This is a genomic window from Flavobacterium sp. XGLA_31 (assembly GCF_051547105.1).
In the GTDB taxonomy this organism is placed as follows: domain Bacteria; phylum Bacteroidota; class Bacteroidia; order Flavobacteriales; family Flavobacteriaceae; genus Flavobacterium.
Window position 1 is genome coordinate 218,139 of the sequence record NZ_JBPTTM010000002.1, and the last position, 15,321, is coordinate 233,459.

Here is a 15,321-nt window from a genome sequence, read left to right on the forward strand (position 1 = left end):
AAAATGAAACTGTCACAAATAAAATCAGCATTGCAAAAGTTGTCTGCTATTGCTTTTCAATTGCCTAACGGTGATTTCGTACCCGGTCATTTTCACGTGACCGAAGTGGGAAGAATATCCAAACACTTTATTGATTGTGGAGGAACCGTTCGTACGGAAGAAGTAGCCAACTTTCAATTGTGGGAAGCCAATGATTATGACCACCGTCTGCATCCTGAAAAACTGGTGCACATCATAGAACTTTCGGAAAAGGTATTGCAGTTGCCCGATTTGGAAATTGAAGTAGAATACCAAATGCCCGATACCATCGGTAAGTTCAGTCTGGATTTTGATGGTACTCATTTCTTATTGACTTCCAAGCAAACCAATTGTTTGGCTAAAGACCACTGTGGTATCCCGCCTGAAAAAATCAAAACTAAAATAGGAGAGTGGAAAGAAAAGTCCAATTGTTGTACTCCGGAATCCAATTGCTGTTAAATTATTGTTTATGAATAAAAAAGAACACTGGGAAAACGTATTTGCCTCTAAAACAGAAAAAGAGGTGAGTTGGTATCAGGCTTATCCGCAAACTTCTGTCGACTTCTTTACGGCCCTTCAGTTGCCCAAAGACGCTAAAGTGATTGATGTTGGGGGAGGCGACAGTTATTTTATTGATGCTTTGCTGGATTTAGGCTATACACAATTGACTTTGCTTGATATTTCAGGAAAAGCCATTGAGCGTATTCAAAAGCGATTGGGTGAAAAGGCGGCTCATGTTACCTTTATTGAATCCGATATTTTAGATTTTGATCCCACCGAGCACTATGATTTTTGGCACGATCGCGCCTGTTTTCATTTCCTGACCGAAGCTGCACAAATTGAGCATTATGCCGATATTGTTGATAAGGCTTTGAGCAAAGGAGGTCGGATGTTTATAGGAGCTTTCTCTGACCAGGGGCCCAAAAAATGCAGTGGACTCGACATCAAGCAATACACCATGGAAAGCCTTCGGTTTGTTTTTGAAAAAGAGTTCCAACTCAAAGGGTGCTTTACAGAAGACCATAAAACCCCTTTTGATACCGTTCAAAATTTTATTTTTTGCGGGTTTAAAAGAAAATCATAAGCATGTATACGCAACTTGAGCAAACTTTGCAAACCCTGCCTGTAGGTACTGTTTCAGTAACCAGAAAAGCGGTATTGCAACCCCTGATTGCTTATATAAAAGAAAAAATCAGCAGTCAGATGAATGTCAGCCTGGTTTTTATCTGTACCCACAACTCCCGCAGAAGCCATTTGTCTCAGGTGTGGGCGCAAACCATGGCCTTTTATTTTGGGATAAAGAACGTGTTTTGTTATTCGGGTGGGACGGAAGTCACGGCTGTGTTTCCGAAAGTGGTTGAAACTCTAGTAAATCAAGGGTTTGAAGTGGAGCAACGGAATGATACCATTAATCCGGTTTATGCGGTGAAATTTGACGAAAATGCACCGGCTGTTCTTTGCTTTTCCAAAATGTTTGATGACGCGTTTAACCCTAAGCACGACTTTGCTGCCGTAATGACCTGCTCTTCGGCCGACGAAGGCTGTCCCTTTATTGCCGGAGCTGAAAAGCGTTTTTCCGTTTGTTATGACGACCCGAAAGCTTTTGACGGAACGGAACTAATGGATGCCAAATATGCCGAACGCAGTTTGGAAATCGCTGCCGAAATGTATTATGTCTTTTCTCAAATTCACCAATAATGGCCACACGTAAACGCTTGACTTTTCTTGATAATTATTTGACTCTTTGGATATTTCTGGCCATGGCGGTGGGAGTAGGAATAGGCTACTTCATACCAACGCTGCCTGACACCTTCAACAGTTGGTCTTCGGGAACCACAAATATTCCTTTAGCCATTGGGTTAATTCTGATGATGTATCCGCCTTTGACCAAGGTCGATTTCTCAAAGGTCCCATTGATGTTTCAAAAACCTAAACTCCTGATTACCTCTTTTCTGATTACCTGGATAGTAGGTCCTTTTTTAATGTTTGTCTTGTCCATATGGCTCCTGAAGGACTTTCCGGAGTATATGACCGGTTTAATCATTGTGGGTTTGGCTCCCTGTATTGCCATGGTGATTGTTTGGAACGAACTGGCCGAAGGCAACCGCGAGTTAACGGCGGGTTTGGTAGGCATTAACAGTTTACTTCAGGTATTCTTTTTTAGCCTGTATGCCTATTTCTATTTGGATGTGATGCTGCCTTTATTTGGAATCAAAGGCTTGGCCTTGTCTATTACAATTGCTCAAATTGCCACTACCGTTGGTATTTATCTCGGAATTCCCTTTGTATTGGCTGTCATCAGTCGGTACAGTATCAAAAGATTTTTGGGACAACAATGGTTTAATCACACCTTTCTTCCTTTTATATCACCGATTACGCTGATTGCTTTATTGTTTACCATAGTGGTAATGTTCAGTCTGAAAGGAGCTATGATTGTTGATTTGCCGGTTGATGTTCTCCGGGTGGCTCTGCCGTTAGTTATTTTCTTTGCCGTCATGTTCTTCCTGATGTTTTTTGTAGCCCGAAAGACAGGAGCCGATTACCGCGATGCGGTTGCTTTATCCTTTACCGCTTCGGGAAATAATTTCGAATTGGCGATAGCGGTTGCCATTGGTGTTTTCGGGATTAACAGCGGACAGGCTTTTGCCGGTGTAATTGGCCCTTTAGTGGAAGTACCGGCCTTAATGCTGTTAGTGAAAGTCGCTTTTTGGTTGAAGAACAAATACTACCCATAAAAAAACCGCTTCTGTAAAAGAAGCGGCTTATTCTAAATCTGATTATCTGATTATACGTGTAACGCTCGGTTATCTGTAGCGGCTAAAGCAGCTTCTTTTACCGCTTCGGCAAACGTTGGATGCGCATGCGACATGCGCGAGATGTCTTCTGCAGAGGCTCTGAATTCCATGGCAGTTACCGCTTCAGCAATCAAGTCGGCACAACGGGCACCAATCATGTGGATACCTAAAACTTCGTCAGTCTTAGCATCAGCCAATATTTTCACGAAACCATCGTTATCAGCGCTGGCACGAGCTCTTCCTAAGGCTTTGAAAGGGAAGCTTCCGGCTTTGTAAGCTACACCATTAGCTTTCAGTTGCTCTTCGGTTTTACCTACAGCGGCTACTTCAGGCCATGTGTACACAACTCCCGGAATCAAATTATAATCAATATGTGGTTTTTGACCGCCTAAAATTTCAGCTACCATGGTACCTTCTTCTTCGGCTTTGTGAGCCAACATCGCGCCACGAACCACATCACCAATGGCATAAATATTCGGAACATTGGTTTGTAAATGGTCGTTAACCTCAATCATCCCTCTGTCGGTTACTTTTACTCCGGCTTTATCAGCAGCCAATCCGTCCGTGTAAGGACGACGACCCACAGCCACCAAGCAATAGTCTCCGTCAAAAGTCACCGTATTTCCTTTGGCATCATCGGCTTGAACGGTTACGTTTTTGCCTTTGCGCTCTACCGATTTCACTTTGTGTGATGTATAGAACTTCATGCCTTGTTTTTTCAATACTTTGGTCAATTCTTTGGATAATCCGGCATCCATACCCGGAATGATTCGGTCTAAGAATTCAATTACCGAAACCTGAGCACCCAATCTCAAATACACCTGTCCCAATTCGATTCCGATAACACCACCACCAATGATGATTAAATGCTTAGGAACTTCCGGCAGTTTCAACGCCTCGGTAGAAGTGATGATTCGCTCTTTGTCTAATTTGATAAACGGCAACGTAGAGGGTTTGGAACCCGTGGCAATGACTATGTTTTTTCCTTCGATGACTTCGGAAGTACCGTCGGCTTTGGTTACTTTAACATGGGTAGCATCTTCGAAAGAACCTAGTCCTTCAAAAACGGTAATTTTGTTTTTATCCATTAAGAATTTCACCCCGCCACTGGTTTGATCCACCACGGCCTGTTTGCGGGCAATCATTTTCTCTAAATTCACTTTTACTTTCCCCGATACTTCAATTCCGTGATCGGCAAAGTGCTGCAATTCTTCGTAATGATGCGAAGAGGCTAACAACGCTTTGGATGGAATACAACCTACATTAAGGCAGGTACCTCCTAAGGTAGAATATTTTTCAATAATAGCGGTTTTGAAACCTAACTGGGCACAACGGATGGCCGAAACATATCCGCCGGGACCCGAACCTATGATGACTACGTCAAATGAACTCATAATATTGTTAAGATTTGTGTGTTTTTCTTTTGTGGTACAAAACTACAAATTTAATCCCAATGTCAATTTCATATCAGCGCCAATTTTTAGGGGATTTAAACAGAAGGGTTGTACAATAACCGGACGGGATTTACAGCCAACCAAACAAAATGAAAACGGTTTAGTTCAGCGGGTTGCTCGCCGTTGACTTATAATGACTGCTATTGACCGCTAATGACTGCTAATGACGTGTTTAACTACACCTTGTTCGGATGTTGTTCGGGTTTTGCTCCTGTTTGTTCGCAAAATTGGCGGTTTTTGCGAACAACACCCGAACAAAGGTCGAACAAAGGCATAGTGAAATGCCGCTTTTGGAAGCAATTTTTGACTTAAAAAGAGAAGGCGGTTGTATTTTTTACTTCTCCAATCATAAACGTACTGTGGGTGCTGCCGATATGGTTGAGGGTCGTCAGTTTGGTGACCATAAATTCCCGGTAGGCTTCCATGTCTTTCACAAAAAGTTTTAGAATGTAATCATAGTCACCACTCACATGAAAACATTCCAAGACTTCTTCCAGTTTGACGACCTGACGTTCGAAGTTGGTTAGAAACTCTTTGGAGTGTTGGATGAGCTTGATATGACAGAAAACCACAAATCCTTTGTCTATTTTATTTCGATTGAGCAAAACAACGTATTTATCAATGATGCCTTCCCGTTCCAGCTTTTTGATGCGTTCGTATACCGCAGTAACGGAGAGATTCAATTTTCCGGCCAATTCTTTGGTTGTCTTTTTGGTGTCTTGCTGGAGTAGGGTCAGTAGTTTTTTATCGGTAGCATCCATAGTGATAGCGGATTTCAGTTTTTAAATCTAAAGATGGTTGTTTTGGAGTTCAAAAATAGTTTTATTTTCTGTATTAACCTGTTTTTGTAGTTTATTATTCTTTATTTTAAATTAAATATTGATTATTAATCTAAATAAAAAGAGATTTGTTTGATATATACATCAAATCTATATGAACACAGAAGCCTCAACTTTTCTCGATTTTAATCCTGCCGATAAGATTCAGGATTTGCAATACTTTGGCGAATTCGGAGGGGTAAACCCTTCCATTTCTGACAGCTCAACCTATACTTTCCTATCAGCCAAAACCATGTTTGATACTTTTGAAGGAAATGCCGAAGGCTGTTATTTGTATTCGCGTCATTCATCCCCTATGAATTTGTATCTGGGCCAGGCCCTGGCAGCCATGGAAGGAACAGAAAGTGCCAATGTAGCGGCATCCGGTATGGGAGCCATTACTCCGGTACTTATGCAGTTGTGCAGTGCCGGTGACGAAATCGTATCGAGCCGAACCATCTATGGCGGAACGTATGCCTTTATGAAAAATATGCTGCCCAAGTGGAACATTAAAACCCATTTTGTAGATATTACCAAACTGGATATAGTAGAAGCGGCCATTACACCCAATACTAAAGTTTTGTATTGTGAAACGGTCAGCAACCCCTTGTTGGAAGTAGCCGATATTGAAGCCTTAGCGGTTATTGCCAAACGCTATGGTATTAAGTTAGTTGTTGATAATACTTTTTCTCCATTATCGGTTGCTCCGGCAAAATTAGGCGCTGATGTAGTGATACACAGTTTGACCAAATTCATCAACGGAAGCAGTGATACAGTAGGAGGGGTGGTATGTGCCTCTCAGGAATTTATTAATGATTTGAAGAATGTTAACGATGGAGCCAGCATGCTGTTGGGACCCACTATGGACAGTTTAAGAGCTTCCAGCATCCTGAAGAATCTGCGTACCCTGCACATCCGTATGAAACAACACAGTCACAACGCGATGTATTTGGCACAGCAATTTGAAAAAGACGGATTGAAAGTGGTGTATCCGGGATTACCGAGTCACCCGAGTCATGCCATTTACAGCAGCATGATCAATAAGGAGTATGGCTACGGAGGGATGATGACCCTTGATGTAGGTACTTTGGACAAGGCTAATGAATTGATGGAGCTGATGCAGCACCGCAATTTGGGGTACCTCGCGGTAAGTTTAGGATTTTACAAAACCCTGTTCAGTGCACCGGGCACTTCTACTTCTTCCGAAATTCCGTTGGAAGAGCAGAAGGAAATGGGACTGACTGATGGTTTGATTCGATTCTCCATCGGATTGGATAACGATATAGAGCGCACGTATCACAAGATGAAACAGTGTATGATAGAACTGAACATGTTATAATTAGTACATTTAACCTGTTTTTAAAAATCCGCTAAAGAGTAAACTATAGCGGATTTTTTGTTGTTTTTTGATTGATGATGATTTACTTTATTGTTGTGCTAAATACGTTTCTAATTGCTTGAACGTACCGCCAAAGCCTTGTTCCATGCTGGCAGTCAAATCCACAAACGCTTTGACTTGTTCGTCTGAGGCGTGTATTGGGTAGGCTTTTAAAGTGATTGTTGTACTGCCGTCCTGCTCTTCAAAAGTCAGTTGGTTATACACTTCCAACGGAAAATCAATAGGAAAGGGCGACTTACAGACGTTTCCTTTTTCATCAGCAAAAGAGCTTACATATTCAATGCTGTCCGGGCTGTTGATTTTTTTGTACACAAACAGGCCCCACATGACTTGGTTGTTTCCTTCCAGTTTGTAATGAAATTTTCCTTCGGGTTCAAAGGTCAGCGCCATTTCGGTAATGGGCATCCCCACGGGGCCCCACCATTGGGCTAATGCTTCTGCCTGACTGAAGGCCTTGAATACGGTTTCTTTATCTGCCTTTATGGTTCTGGTGATGCTGAATTTTACGAGATTGGAATCCATGTTTTGGGTTATTTATTTTGTTGATTGATATAATCGGGTAAGGAAATAGTGAGGATGTGAGTCCAACCCATTTCAAAGTTAGTGCGGGCTAAGGCCGGTTCGTTTACGTCAAACGGTACGGTGAAGACATGACTGAAATGCAGTTCGGTATGCTGCTCGTCAATGGGATGCAGCTCCCACATTACCACCGAGGTTCCCGAGTAGCCTACATATTCCCAACTGTGGACCAATTTTCGGTTGGGGATAACCTCCAGCATGACGCCACGATGATGCCATAGCTTTCCGTCATTGTCACCGGCATGCCAGTCAAATTGGCTGCCTACTTCTGTTTTCCAGTCAGCGGTAAAGTCAAAATACCATTGTTTCAGATGTTTTCTGTCGGTAAGTACTTCCCATAGTTTTTCCGCCGATACCTTGTATGTTTTTGTAAGGCTGAGGCTGTTGGCTGTTTTTTCCATAGTGTTATAATTTAGGTTCGCTATAAGTGAGCATCCAGTTGATGCCGTGTTGGTCGGTTAAGCTGCCATAGTAGGCTCCAAAAAACATGTCTTCCAACGGCATGGTAATGGTGCCACCTTTAGACAGTGCTTCAAACAAACGTTGGGTTTCGGCTCTGCTTTCGGGCTCTAAATGAATGTGCATAGTATCGCCATGGGTGAGTTTAAACCCTAGGCTTTCAGGTGCATCGGTAGCAACCAGCACATGGCCTCCCATGATTTCGAGTTCTACATGCAGGATTAATTTTTTGTCTTCTTCCGAAAGCGGAGGCATGTCCTCCGGACCCGGAACATCTCCAAATCGTTCAAATCCTTTGCCTAACAGTGTCCCGTTAAAGACTTCTTTGTAAAATGTAAACGCAGCTTCTGTAGTGCCCGGGAAATTCAAATAGGTACTTACACGTGCTTTTTTTGTGGTCTTTAATTCCTGTTGCAGGGTAAACTTAACTTGTAGGTAAGCATCCAGTTTGGCCACGTTTTGTTTTAATCCTTCGGCTGCATTGAATGTTTTTACTACCTGTATCAGTTCTTCTCGGGTAGGGAAAACCATTTGCCAGTGTAGATGAGTTTGGTGCCCTTGTCGTTCAAACAGTATGGTTGCGGTAAACTTCGGCCCGGAAACGTGTTCGTAGACCAACTTTCGGTGTTTGATGACTTCTTTAAAAAGACTTTTATTTTTATAATCAGTACCATCGGGGCCGTGCATCACTAAGTCCCATTCCCCTTCGGGGGCTACTTCCATTTTAGTAATGGTATTGGTAAATCCGTCAGGACCCCACCAGTTTTTGATATGATTGGGATTGGTCCACACTTCCCATACGAGTTCTACAGGAGCGTTCAGTAAGCGGGAAATGACAATTTCCCTGTCGGCGGTATTGTTTTCGAGTGGTGTCATTTTAGTTTGTTAAGTTGGTGATATAGGTTTGCAGTCTGTCGGCATTTTGGTTTAGACCTTCTCGGATGTCATACAGACTCAGGATTCGGTCCAGTTCTTCTTTTGATTCAAAGAGCATTTGCCAATGCATATGGGTTTGCATCCCTCTTTCTTCAAAGAGAATAGTGGCTGTGAATTCATGTCCGGAGAGATGATTGTAGGCTATCTTTTGATAGGGGACGACCTCGGTAAAGCGGCTTTCGTTATCATAATCGGTGCCGTCAGGACCGTGCATGATCAGTTTCCATACGCCATCAGGGATGACGTCCATTTGGGTAATGGTATTGGTAAATCCGTTGGGACCCCACCACTGTTTGATATGGTCCGGATTGGTCCATACTTCCCAAACGTGTGTTACGGGTGAGGGGAGCAGGCGGGTGACTATGATTTCCCGGTTCGCTGTGCTGCTTTCTATTGTGCTCATTCTTTCTCTTTTTGAAGTTTATCTAAGTAAGTTTCCAAAGCATCAAATTTGGTTTCCCAAAACTGCTTGTACTGTTCTATCCAAACGGAAACCTCATTGAGTTTTTCCAATCGGGCTTCGCAATAACGCTCCCGTCCTTTATCCTTGATGGCTATGAGTCCGCATTCGCTGAGTATTTTGATGTGTTTGGATATGGCGGGGCGGCTGATGTTGAAATTCTCAGCAACGGCATTCAGGGTCAGCGTTTGTGCTGCCAGTAAGCTTAATATGGCTCTTCGGGTTGGATCGGCAATGGCTTGAAAAACATCTCTTCTCATAATTTGAATCAAATAGGTAACTAATCGGTTACAAATATATGTGTAACTATTCGGTTACGCAAATAAAAATCAAATTATTTTGAAAAGAATGAGATAAGCAGCTGTAGTTAAGGTTTCAAAAAGGGGTAGCAATCAGCAAACAATTCAAAGAGAAGTGCCGGGTAGAAGTATACGATTTATAAAAATACAAGGAAGTATAAACCGGTCAGAAGATAGGTTTACAAACAAGAAGGGGCTGTATGAATTTAATTTTTACTGTGATTTTTTAAATAATCTCTTAAGCCTTTATCTGTTTTTTTGTTTTGAATCAAAAAGAAGAAAAAGAGATTGATGGCCAAAATCCCGATGATACCGTAAATGATTAAATCGATTCTCATAATTGAATTACTTTCCTCAAACATAATTTTATATTTAAAAATATGAAACATAATTGTTAAAAAAAGACGCATTTTATCGATAAAAAGTTAATTTATCGGATAAACTATTTTTTTGATTAGGGATTGTACTACAGTATGAAACTTACATTATGCAACGCCTGTTCAAAAGCAGAAGAAAGGAGTTACATTTTGGGAATTGTACCTCCTAAAATAAATAATCAGGATAAGTGTATATATTTCAGTTGGTTTTAAAATGCGGGAGAATAACTAATTTATTTTCTATAATGTTTTGAAAGTTAGAGTGTTAATTTGAAAAGATTACGGTGTTTCTTAAAATATAATAAATTTCTAGTCCCTTCCTTTTTCGGAATTATTGCATTAATAAGATGTTAAAAATCAAATAATTGTGGTTTTTTTGAAAGGGGTTGTTTAATTTTAACCTAAGTTTTTGAAGTGACACACAGATTGGAATAATCTGCGAGAGTGTAACAGAGAAAGCTGGTTTCAGCAAACACTTTGGTAGTCAAAAAGTGAAACTGAATGTGGTACGAGTTTGATGAATTTTACAGTAACCGTGATTCGAGACTTTATCCTTTTGCAGTTGGTAATAAAACCAACAATTTAAATAATATAGACAGTGACTGCCTGTTGAAAAGCAAAAGTGGTTGGGTGTAAAAAGAAGCAGACCGTATAGAAAATCCGTTAGAGTATTTACTTTAACGGATTTTTTTATTCGTACCGGTGGCAGCGGTCTTTTTTAATTCGGTTTCGACTTTTTTCGCCTGTGTATAAAGTGGGAGCCAATACGAACTTTTATCTTCCAGGTTACTCAAACTTTCCGTAGCCACAAAATTACCCCAATTGGTGACAAAATAAAAAGCAACCGATTCGGCTTCCGGCAATGGCGTTTCAGTGGTTTGTTGGCTTTGCTCCAAATAAGGTTGCGCCAGGTCCACCCAGAGTTTGGCGGCATCATTGACCTTTTCTGCGCTGGCCCCGCCCACTATAGCACTGCCATTGCTGTCATACCTACTGGCTTCTCCGGTCTGAAAAGCCACCAGGGTAGTGGTGTGGTTATCCTTGTTTTCATCCAGTACCATGCCATACACCACCGTTTCATCTATGGGAAAGGAGAGATTCAAATCCTTGGGTTTCATGTGCAAAGCCATATAACGCAACGGCTCATAGCTATTGGCATGGGGAGTCAGCACCTGCGGTTGGCTAACCGGTTCCTTTTTGCAGCCGGTTGCCACCAGCAGGCATACAGGCAGCAGCAGCAAATAAAAGTAACGGTACGATGGGAATGGTTTCATAGTATAGGAAACGTAAAAGATTTATTTTTAGTATCAAACCGTCAAAACCATCGCACTAATTTCAATTTTAGTATCTTTAACCTAAATACTGTTTTTATGAAAAAAGGATTACTACTCAGCGCTTTATTGTACACCGCAGTTTTCTTTGGGCAGGAAACCTACCTGCACTGCGGAAAACTCATCGATACCCGAAATGGCAAAGTGTTAACCCGTAAGACAATCATAGTTTCGGGCACCACCATCAAAAGCATAGCCGATGGCTTTGTAGACCCGACGACTCCTGACAGTAAGGTGTTGGATTTTACCAATAAAACGGTGATGCCCGGTTGGATTGACATGCATGTGCATGTGGAGGAAGAAACCAATCCCAATCGCTATTTAGAAGAGTTTACCCAGAACGATGCCGATATTGCGTATGTCGCGCAGGACATTGCCAAACGCACCCTCATGGCCGGTTTCACTACCGTGCGCGATTTGGGCGGTTCGGGGGTTAACGTAGCGCTGCGCAATGCCATCAACAAAGGCCTGGTTATCGGTCCCCGCATATTCACGGCAGAAAAAGCACTGGCTTCTACAGGAGGTCATGCCGACCCCACCAATGGCTATCGAAAAGACCTGATGGGCAATCCCGGTCCCAAAGAAGGCGTAGTTAACAGTATTGATGATGCCCGTCAGGCCGTACGCCAACGCTATAAAAACGGAGCGGACTGGATAAAAATCACCGCTACCGGCGGGGTGCTCAGTGTGGCTAAAAGTAGTGGCAACCCGCAGTTTACCCAGGAAGAAATAGAAGCCATTGTGGCCACAGCAAAAGATTACGGCATGAAAGTCGCCGCTCACGCTCATGGTGACGAAGGGATGCAGCGGGCCGTAAAAGCCGGTGTCAAAACCATAGAACACGGCACGGAGATGAGCGAAGCCACCATGGATTTGATGATTAAATACAATGCCTATTTAGTGCCCACCATCACCGCCGGAAAAACCGTAGCCGAGAAAGCCGCTATTCCCAATTACTACCCGGATTTGGTGGTGCCTAAGGCCTTAGCCATTGGGCCAAGAATACAAGGAACTTTTGCCAAAGCCTACAAAAAAGGTGTTCCGATTGCTTTTGGTACGGATGCCGGAGTTTTCAAACACGGAGAAAACGCTCGGGAGTTTATTTACATGACCGAAGCCGGTATGCCCGCTATGAAAGCCATACAGGCGGCCACCACCACCAATGCCATGCTTTTGGACATGGACAAACAATTAGGCGTGATTGAACCGGGCTATTTGGCCGACATCATTGCGACCGATGCCGACCCGACTCAGGACATCAACACGGTACTTCATGTTACTTTTGTGATGCGTAACGGAGTGATTTATAAAAACGAATAAAAGGTAAGGATAGCGGGTAAAAAAGTGTTTTTACACGATTGCTTGTAATGTGGCGTTTTATTTTATTTCCAATAGGAACAACTTATTGCCCTTTTCGATAAACTTTTGACTCATCTCTTTTCTGTTTTTGAGAATCAACGTTTTAGGTGCTCCATAAACTGTAATCATTTTTACTATTTCAAACTTTGGTTTTTCCGAGTTTACATATTCTATCATCAATGAGTCTTTAGGTTTTAAGCTGACTTTAGAAATCAGGTTTTTTCTATCAAATGACAGTTGAGGATAATTTTCCATTGACAGTGTTCCCATCTGATAAGAGTTCTTGCCATATATTTTTTCTATTGCAACCCTGTCATATTGAATAGCAACAATGAGCTCTCGTTCAGTTGAGTTCACAATTTTGGATGTCGAAAAGCTGTCTGCTGAAGACCTCTTTTTTCCACATCCTAATACGGTGAAAACCAATAAAAAAAGCATAATGTTCTTCATAAGATAGACGTGTTATAAAATGGCAGCTAAGGTGCCGCCGCTTTACACAGTAGCTATCGCGCCCAACCGCTGTTGGTTGCTGTGCAGTGTTCTTTAATTAGATTATATCTATTTTCATGCAATGCATTCCTGTTGTCCATCAATAAAAATCAAGATTGTAATTATTGAAATGAATATTGAATAAAGTAATCCTAAAATATTGAATGCTAATAAAACTTTATTTTTTCTAAATTTTGTTTTCAAGGGTAGGATTGAAGTAATTATTAGTAAATGAATTGGGAGCAAAAATGAGATTGCACTAAAACCAATGCCCAAGAGACTTTCACCTTTCACAAGAGTAAAAGTACTAATAGGAACGAGAATTACGTTAATAGTTAAAATTAAGTATGAGATGATTTTATGTGTCGTTGAGAGATTCATTTCTATTAGTTTGTGTGTTGAGGCATTGCAGCCAACTACCTTATAAGTATCATAAAATCATACCTGCCCACTAAAATATAAAATTCTTACGAATTAGCACCATTATAAGTAAAAATCTTACTCACTCAAAATAAGAATCAGGAATATAAATGAAGCATCCACAATTCTCAATGGAGCATCCCCAATTCTCAATGAAGCATCCCCAATTCTCAATGGAGCATCCCCAATTCTCAATGAAGCATCCCCAATTCTCAATGGAGCATCCCCAGTTCTTAATGAAGCATCCCCAGTTCTCAATGAAGCATCCCCAGTTCTTAATGGAGCATCCCCAATTCTTAATGAAGCATCCCCAGTTCTTAATGGAGTATCCGGTTGTATAAATGGAGCATCTGGCTCTATAAATGAAGCATCCGGCTCTATAAATGGAGCATCCGGCTCTATAAATGAAGCATCCGGCTCTATAAATGAAGCATCCAGCTGTATAAATGGAGCATCCGGTTGTATAAATGGAGCATCCAGCTGTATAAATGGAGCATCCGGTTGTATAAATGGAGTATCCGGTGGTCAACAGTCCGTAGCCAACAATACAAAGAAGCTCCCTGCCTCGGTAGGGAATGTATAAAACGCACACACTTTAATAACCAATAATTCATTCATTTTTAGTAAATTAGCTAAGACTAAAAAATGGAGTCCAGAGACCATCACAAACGGGGCGTCACCGAAAAGCCATACGAGTAGGGACTTAACGGAATAGCTTATGCCAAAGTATATCATCGAACGTGACATTCCGGGAGCAGGCGACCTCACTCCCGACCAACTAAAAGGAATTTCACAAACATCTTGCGGTGTTTTGAACAACATGGGCCCTCAAATCCAATGGGTGGAAAGTTTTGTAACCGGCAATAAAATTTATTGTGTGTATATCGCTCCCAATGAACACATGATCATGGAGCATGCACAAAAAGGAGGTTTTCCGGCCAACTCCATTTCAAAAATCACGGCAATTATCAACCCGGTAACCGCCGAATAATACTAGTTAAAATAGGATGCAAATGTTAATGTCCTCCAAAAAGGAAAGGGCATTTGCCTCCTTTTTTATATTTTGCCAAAGCATTCCATTTCAAAATAACAGCCTATGAATTCCCTTTGGAAAAAAATTATCCTCCACACGGTTTTAAAAAGCAAAGAACCTAAAGACTACTCGGCGTATGCATTGGCCAAAGCATACCGCTTGTTTAAAATTTCCGCCCGCCGCCATGTCAAAGATGTGGTTTTGATTACCATGGGCATCTTTTCGGCTTCCTTCGGATTCAAAGGCTTTCTGCTGACCAATCATTTTATTGACGGAGGCGCAACGGGGATTTCACTCTTGCTGTCCGCCATCACCAAAGTCCCGCTCTATCTGCTCATTATCGGGGTCAATATCCCTTTTGTACTCTTAGGGTATGTGGTCATGGGTCGCGTGTTTGCCATCAAAACGGCCTTGGCTATCGCCGGACTTTCACTCTGCCTGGCCTTGGTTACCTTCCCGAATGTCACGAATGACAACTTGCTCGTCGCTGTTTTCGGGGGATTTTTTCTGGGTGCGGGCATCGGTTTTGCAGTCAGAGGCGGTGCTGTCATTGACGGAACCGAAGTACTCGCCATTTACCTGAGCAGAAAACTGGGGACCACCATAGGCGACTTCATCATCGTGATTAACGTGTTGATATTTTCAACGGCTGCCTATTTCCTCGGGATTGAAGTGGCGCTCTATTCCATGATTACCTATTTGGCCGCTTCCAAAACCTTAGATTTTATAGTGGAAGGGATTGAAGAATACATTGGGGTGACCATTGTTTCCTCGTATCACAATGAAATCAGGCAAATGATCATCCATAAAATGGGGCGCGGCGTTACGGTTTACAGTGGCAAGCGGGGTCACGGCAAAAGAGGGGAGAGTAAAGAAGTAGATATTATTTATACCGTCGTCACCCGATTGGAACTCAACAAACTCAACACCGAAATTGAAAAAATAGAATCCAATGCCTTTGTAGTGATGCACAGTGTGAAAGACACCAAAGGCGGTATGATTAAGAAACGGCCGTTGAACCATTAGACTATTTTGAGTTTAAAGCATTAATCTTACATTTTTTTTCATAACTTTATGAACTCTAATAAAATGGGC

The 15,321-nt window shown here is 41.9% G+C and carries 19 protein-coding genes; 8 read left to right on the forward strand and 11 right to left on the reverse strand.

The features are described from left to right. Nucleotides 1-3 precede the first annotated feature (3 nt). The 4 genes from ACSVH6_RS04950 to arsB are packed head-to-tail and all read left to right on the forward strand — an operon-like array spanning nt 4 to nt 2,753. On the forward strand, nt 4-477 hold the full coding sequence (locus ACSVH6_RS04950; RefSeq protein WP_438076162.1) for a DUF6428 family protein: 474 nt from the start codon (nt 4-6) through the stop codon (nt 475-477). A 10-nt stretch (nt 478-487) separates the two neighbouring features. Beyond that, nucleotides 488-1,102, forward strand: coding sequence for a class I SAM-dependent methyltransferase (locus tag ACSVH6_RS04955; RefSeq protein WP_438076163.1), 615 nt, complete (start codon nt 488-490; stop codon nt 1,100-1,102). A 2-nt stretch (nt 1,103-1,104) separates the two neighbouring features. Beyond that, the gene (locus tag ACSVH6_RS04960) at nt 1,105-1,716 is read left to right on the forward strand and encodes a low molecular weight phosphatase family protein (protein ID WP_438076165.1); all 612 of its coding nucleotides are present in this window, start codon (nt 1,105-1,107) and stop codon (nt 1,714-1,716) included. After that, nucleotides 1,716-2,753 (forward strand): ACR3 family arsenite efflux transporter, encoded by a 1,038-nt coding sequence (gene arsB, locus ACSVH6_RS04965; RefSeq protein WP_438076167.1) that lies wholly within the window; start codon nt 1,716-1,718, stop codon nt 2,751-2,753. The genes ACSVH6_RS04960 and arsB overlap by 1 nt, the downstream gene beginning before the upstream one ends. A gap of 50 nt (nt 2,754-2,803) precedes the next feature. Here the strand turns inward: arsB and lpdA are convergent, their stop codons facing one another. Then, nucleotides 2,804-4,207: a dihydrolipoyl dehydrogenase gene (gene lpdA, locus ACSVH6_RS04970; RefSeq protein WP_438076169.1), complete on the reverse strand. Its 1,404-nt coding sequence runs from the start codon at nt 4,205-4,207 to the stop codon at nt 2,804-2,806. A gap of 368 nt (nt 4,208-4,575) precedes the next feature. Beyond that, entirely contained in the window at nt 4,576-5,028 is a 453-nt protein-coding gene (locus tag ACSVH6_RS04975; protein ID WP_438076171.1) for an Lrp/AsnC family transcriptional regulator, read from the reverse strand. A gap of 172 nt (nt 5,029-5,200) precedes the next feature. Here ACSVH6_RS04975 and ACSVH6_RS04980 point away from each other — a divergent pair, with 172 nt between their 5' ends. Next, entirely contained in the window at nt 5,201-6,424 is a 1,224-nt protein-coding gene (locus ACSVH6_RS04980; protein WP_438076173.1) for an aminotransferase class I/II-fold pyridoxal phosphate-dependent enzyme, read from the forward strand. Nucleotides 6,425-6,511: 87 nt separating this feature from the next. On the opposite strand, the gene ACSVH6_RS04985 is transcribed toward ACSVH6_RS04980, so the two are convergent. The 7 genes from ACSVH6_RS04985 to ACSVH6_RS05015 form a co-directional block, all read right to left on the reverse strand. Then, the gene (locus ACSVH6_RS04985) at nt 6,512-7,006 is read right to left on the reverse strand and encodes an SRPBCC family protein (protein WP_438076175.1); all 495 of its coding nucleotides are present in this window, start codon (nt 7,004-7,006) and stop codon (nt 6,512-6,514) included. 8 nt (nt 7,007-7,014) lie between these two features. Beyond that, complete coding sequence (locus ACSVH6_RS04990) at nt 7,015-7,464, reverse strand: SRPBCC family protein (protein WP_438076177.1); 450 nt, start codon at nt 7,462-7,464, stop codon at nt 7,015-7,017. Nucleotides 7,465-7,468: 4 nt separating this feature from the next. Next, nucleotides 7,469-8,398, reverse strand: coding sequence for an SRPBCC domain-containing protein (locus ACSVH6_RS04995; RefSeq protein ID WP_438076180.1), 930 nt, complete (start codon nt 8,396-8,398; stop codon nt 7,469-7,471). Nucleotide 8,399: 1 nt separating this feature from the next. Then, nucleotides 8,400-8,861 (reverse strand): SRPBCC domain-containing protein, encoded by a 462-nt coding sequence (locus tag ACSVH6_RS05000; RefSeq protein WP_438076182.1) that lies wholly within the window; start codon nt 8,859-8,861, stop codon nt 8,400-8,402. Continuing rightward, nucleotides 8,858-9,178, reverse strand: coding sequence for an ArsR/SmtB family transcription factor (locus ACSVH6_RS05005; RefSeq protein WP_438076185.1), 321 nt, complete (start codon nt 9,176-9,178; stop codon nt 8,858-8,860). The genes ACSVH6_RS05000 and ACSVH6_RS05005 overlap by 4 nt, the downstream gene beginning before the upstream one ends. Before the next feature lie 245 nt (nt 9,179-9,423). After that, nucleotides 9,424-9,555, reverse strand: a complete 132-nt coding sequence (locus ACSVH6_RS05010; RefSeq protein ID WP_438076187.1) for a hypothetical protein — start codon at nt 9,553-9,555, stop codon at nt 9,424-9,426. A gap of 716 nt (nt 9,556-10,271) precedes the next feature. After that, nucleotides 10,272-10,868, reverse strand: a complete 597-nt coding sequence (locus ACSVH6_RS05015; protein ID WP_438076189.1) for a hypothetical protein — start codon at nt 10,866-10,868, stop codon at nt 10,272-10,274. Nucleotides 10,869-10,964: 96 nt separating this feature from the next. On the opposite strand from ACSVH6_RS05015, the gene ACSVH6_RS05020 reads away from it, so the two are divergent. Then, nucleotides 10,965-12,245 (forward strand): amidohydrolase family protein, encoded by a 1,281-nt coding sequence (locus tag ACSVH6_RS05020; RefSeq protein ID WP_438076191.1) that lies wholly within the window; start codon nt 10,965-10,967, stop codon nt 12,243-12,245. A 57-nt stretch (nt 12,246-12,302) separates the two neighbouring features. On the opposite strand, the gene ACSVH6_RS05025 is transcribed toward ACSVH6_RS05020, so the two are convergent. Further along, entirely contained in the window at nt 12,303-12,734 is a 432-nt protein-coding gene (locus ACSVH6_RS05025) for a hypothetical protein (protein WP_438076193.1), read from the reverse strand. A 537-nt stretch (nt 12,735-13,271) separates the two neighbouring features. After that, nucleotides 13,272-13,451: a hypothetical protein gene (locus ACSVH6_RS05030; protein WP_438076195.1), complete on the reverse strand. Its 180-nt coding sequence runs from the start codon at nt 13,449-13,451 to the stop codon at nt 13,272-13,274. Nucleotides 13,452-13,911: 460 nt separating this feature from the next. Between ACSVH6_RS05030 and ACSVH6_RS05035 the strand changes: the two genes are divergently transcribed. Together ACSVH6_RS05035 and ACSVH6_RS05040 are read left to right on the forward strand one after the other, a co-directional pair. Further along, nucleotides 13,912-14,184 carry a DUF4242 domain-containing protein gene (locus ACSVH6_RS05035; protein ID WP_438076197.1) on the forward strand — a complete coding sequence of 91 codons (273 nt, stop codon included), beginning with the start codon at nt 13,912-13,914 and terminating at the stop codon, nt 14,182-14,184. 105 nt (nt 14,185-14,289) lie between these two features. Then, a complete protein-coding gene (locus tag ACSVH6_RS05040) occupies nt 14,290-15,252 on the forward strand; it encodes a YitT family protein (RefSeq protein ID WP_438076199.1) in 963 nt (320 codons plus the stop codon). Nucleotides 15,253-15,321: the final 69 nt, after the last annotated feature.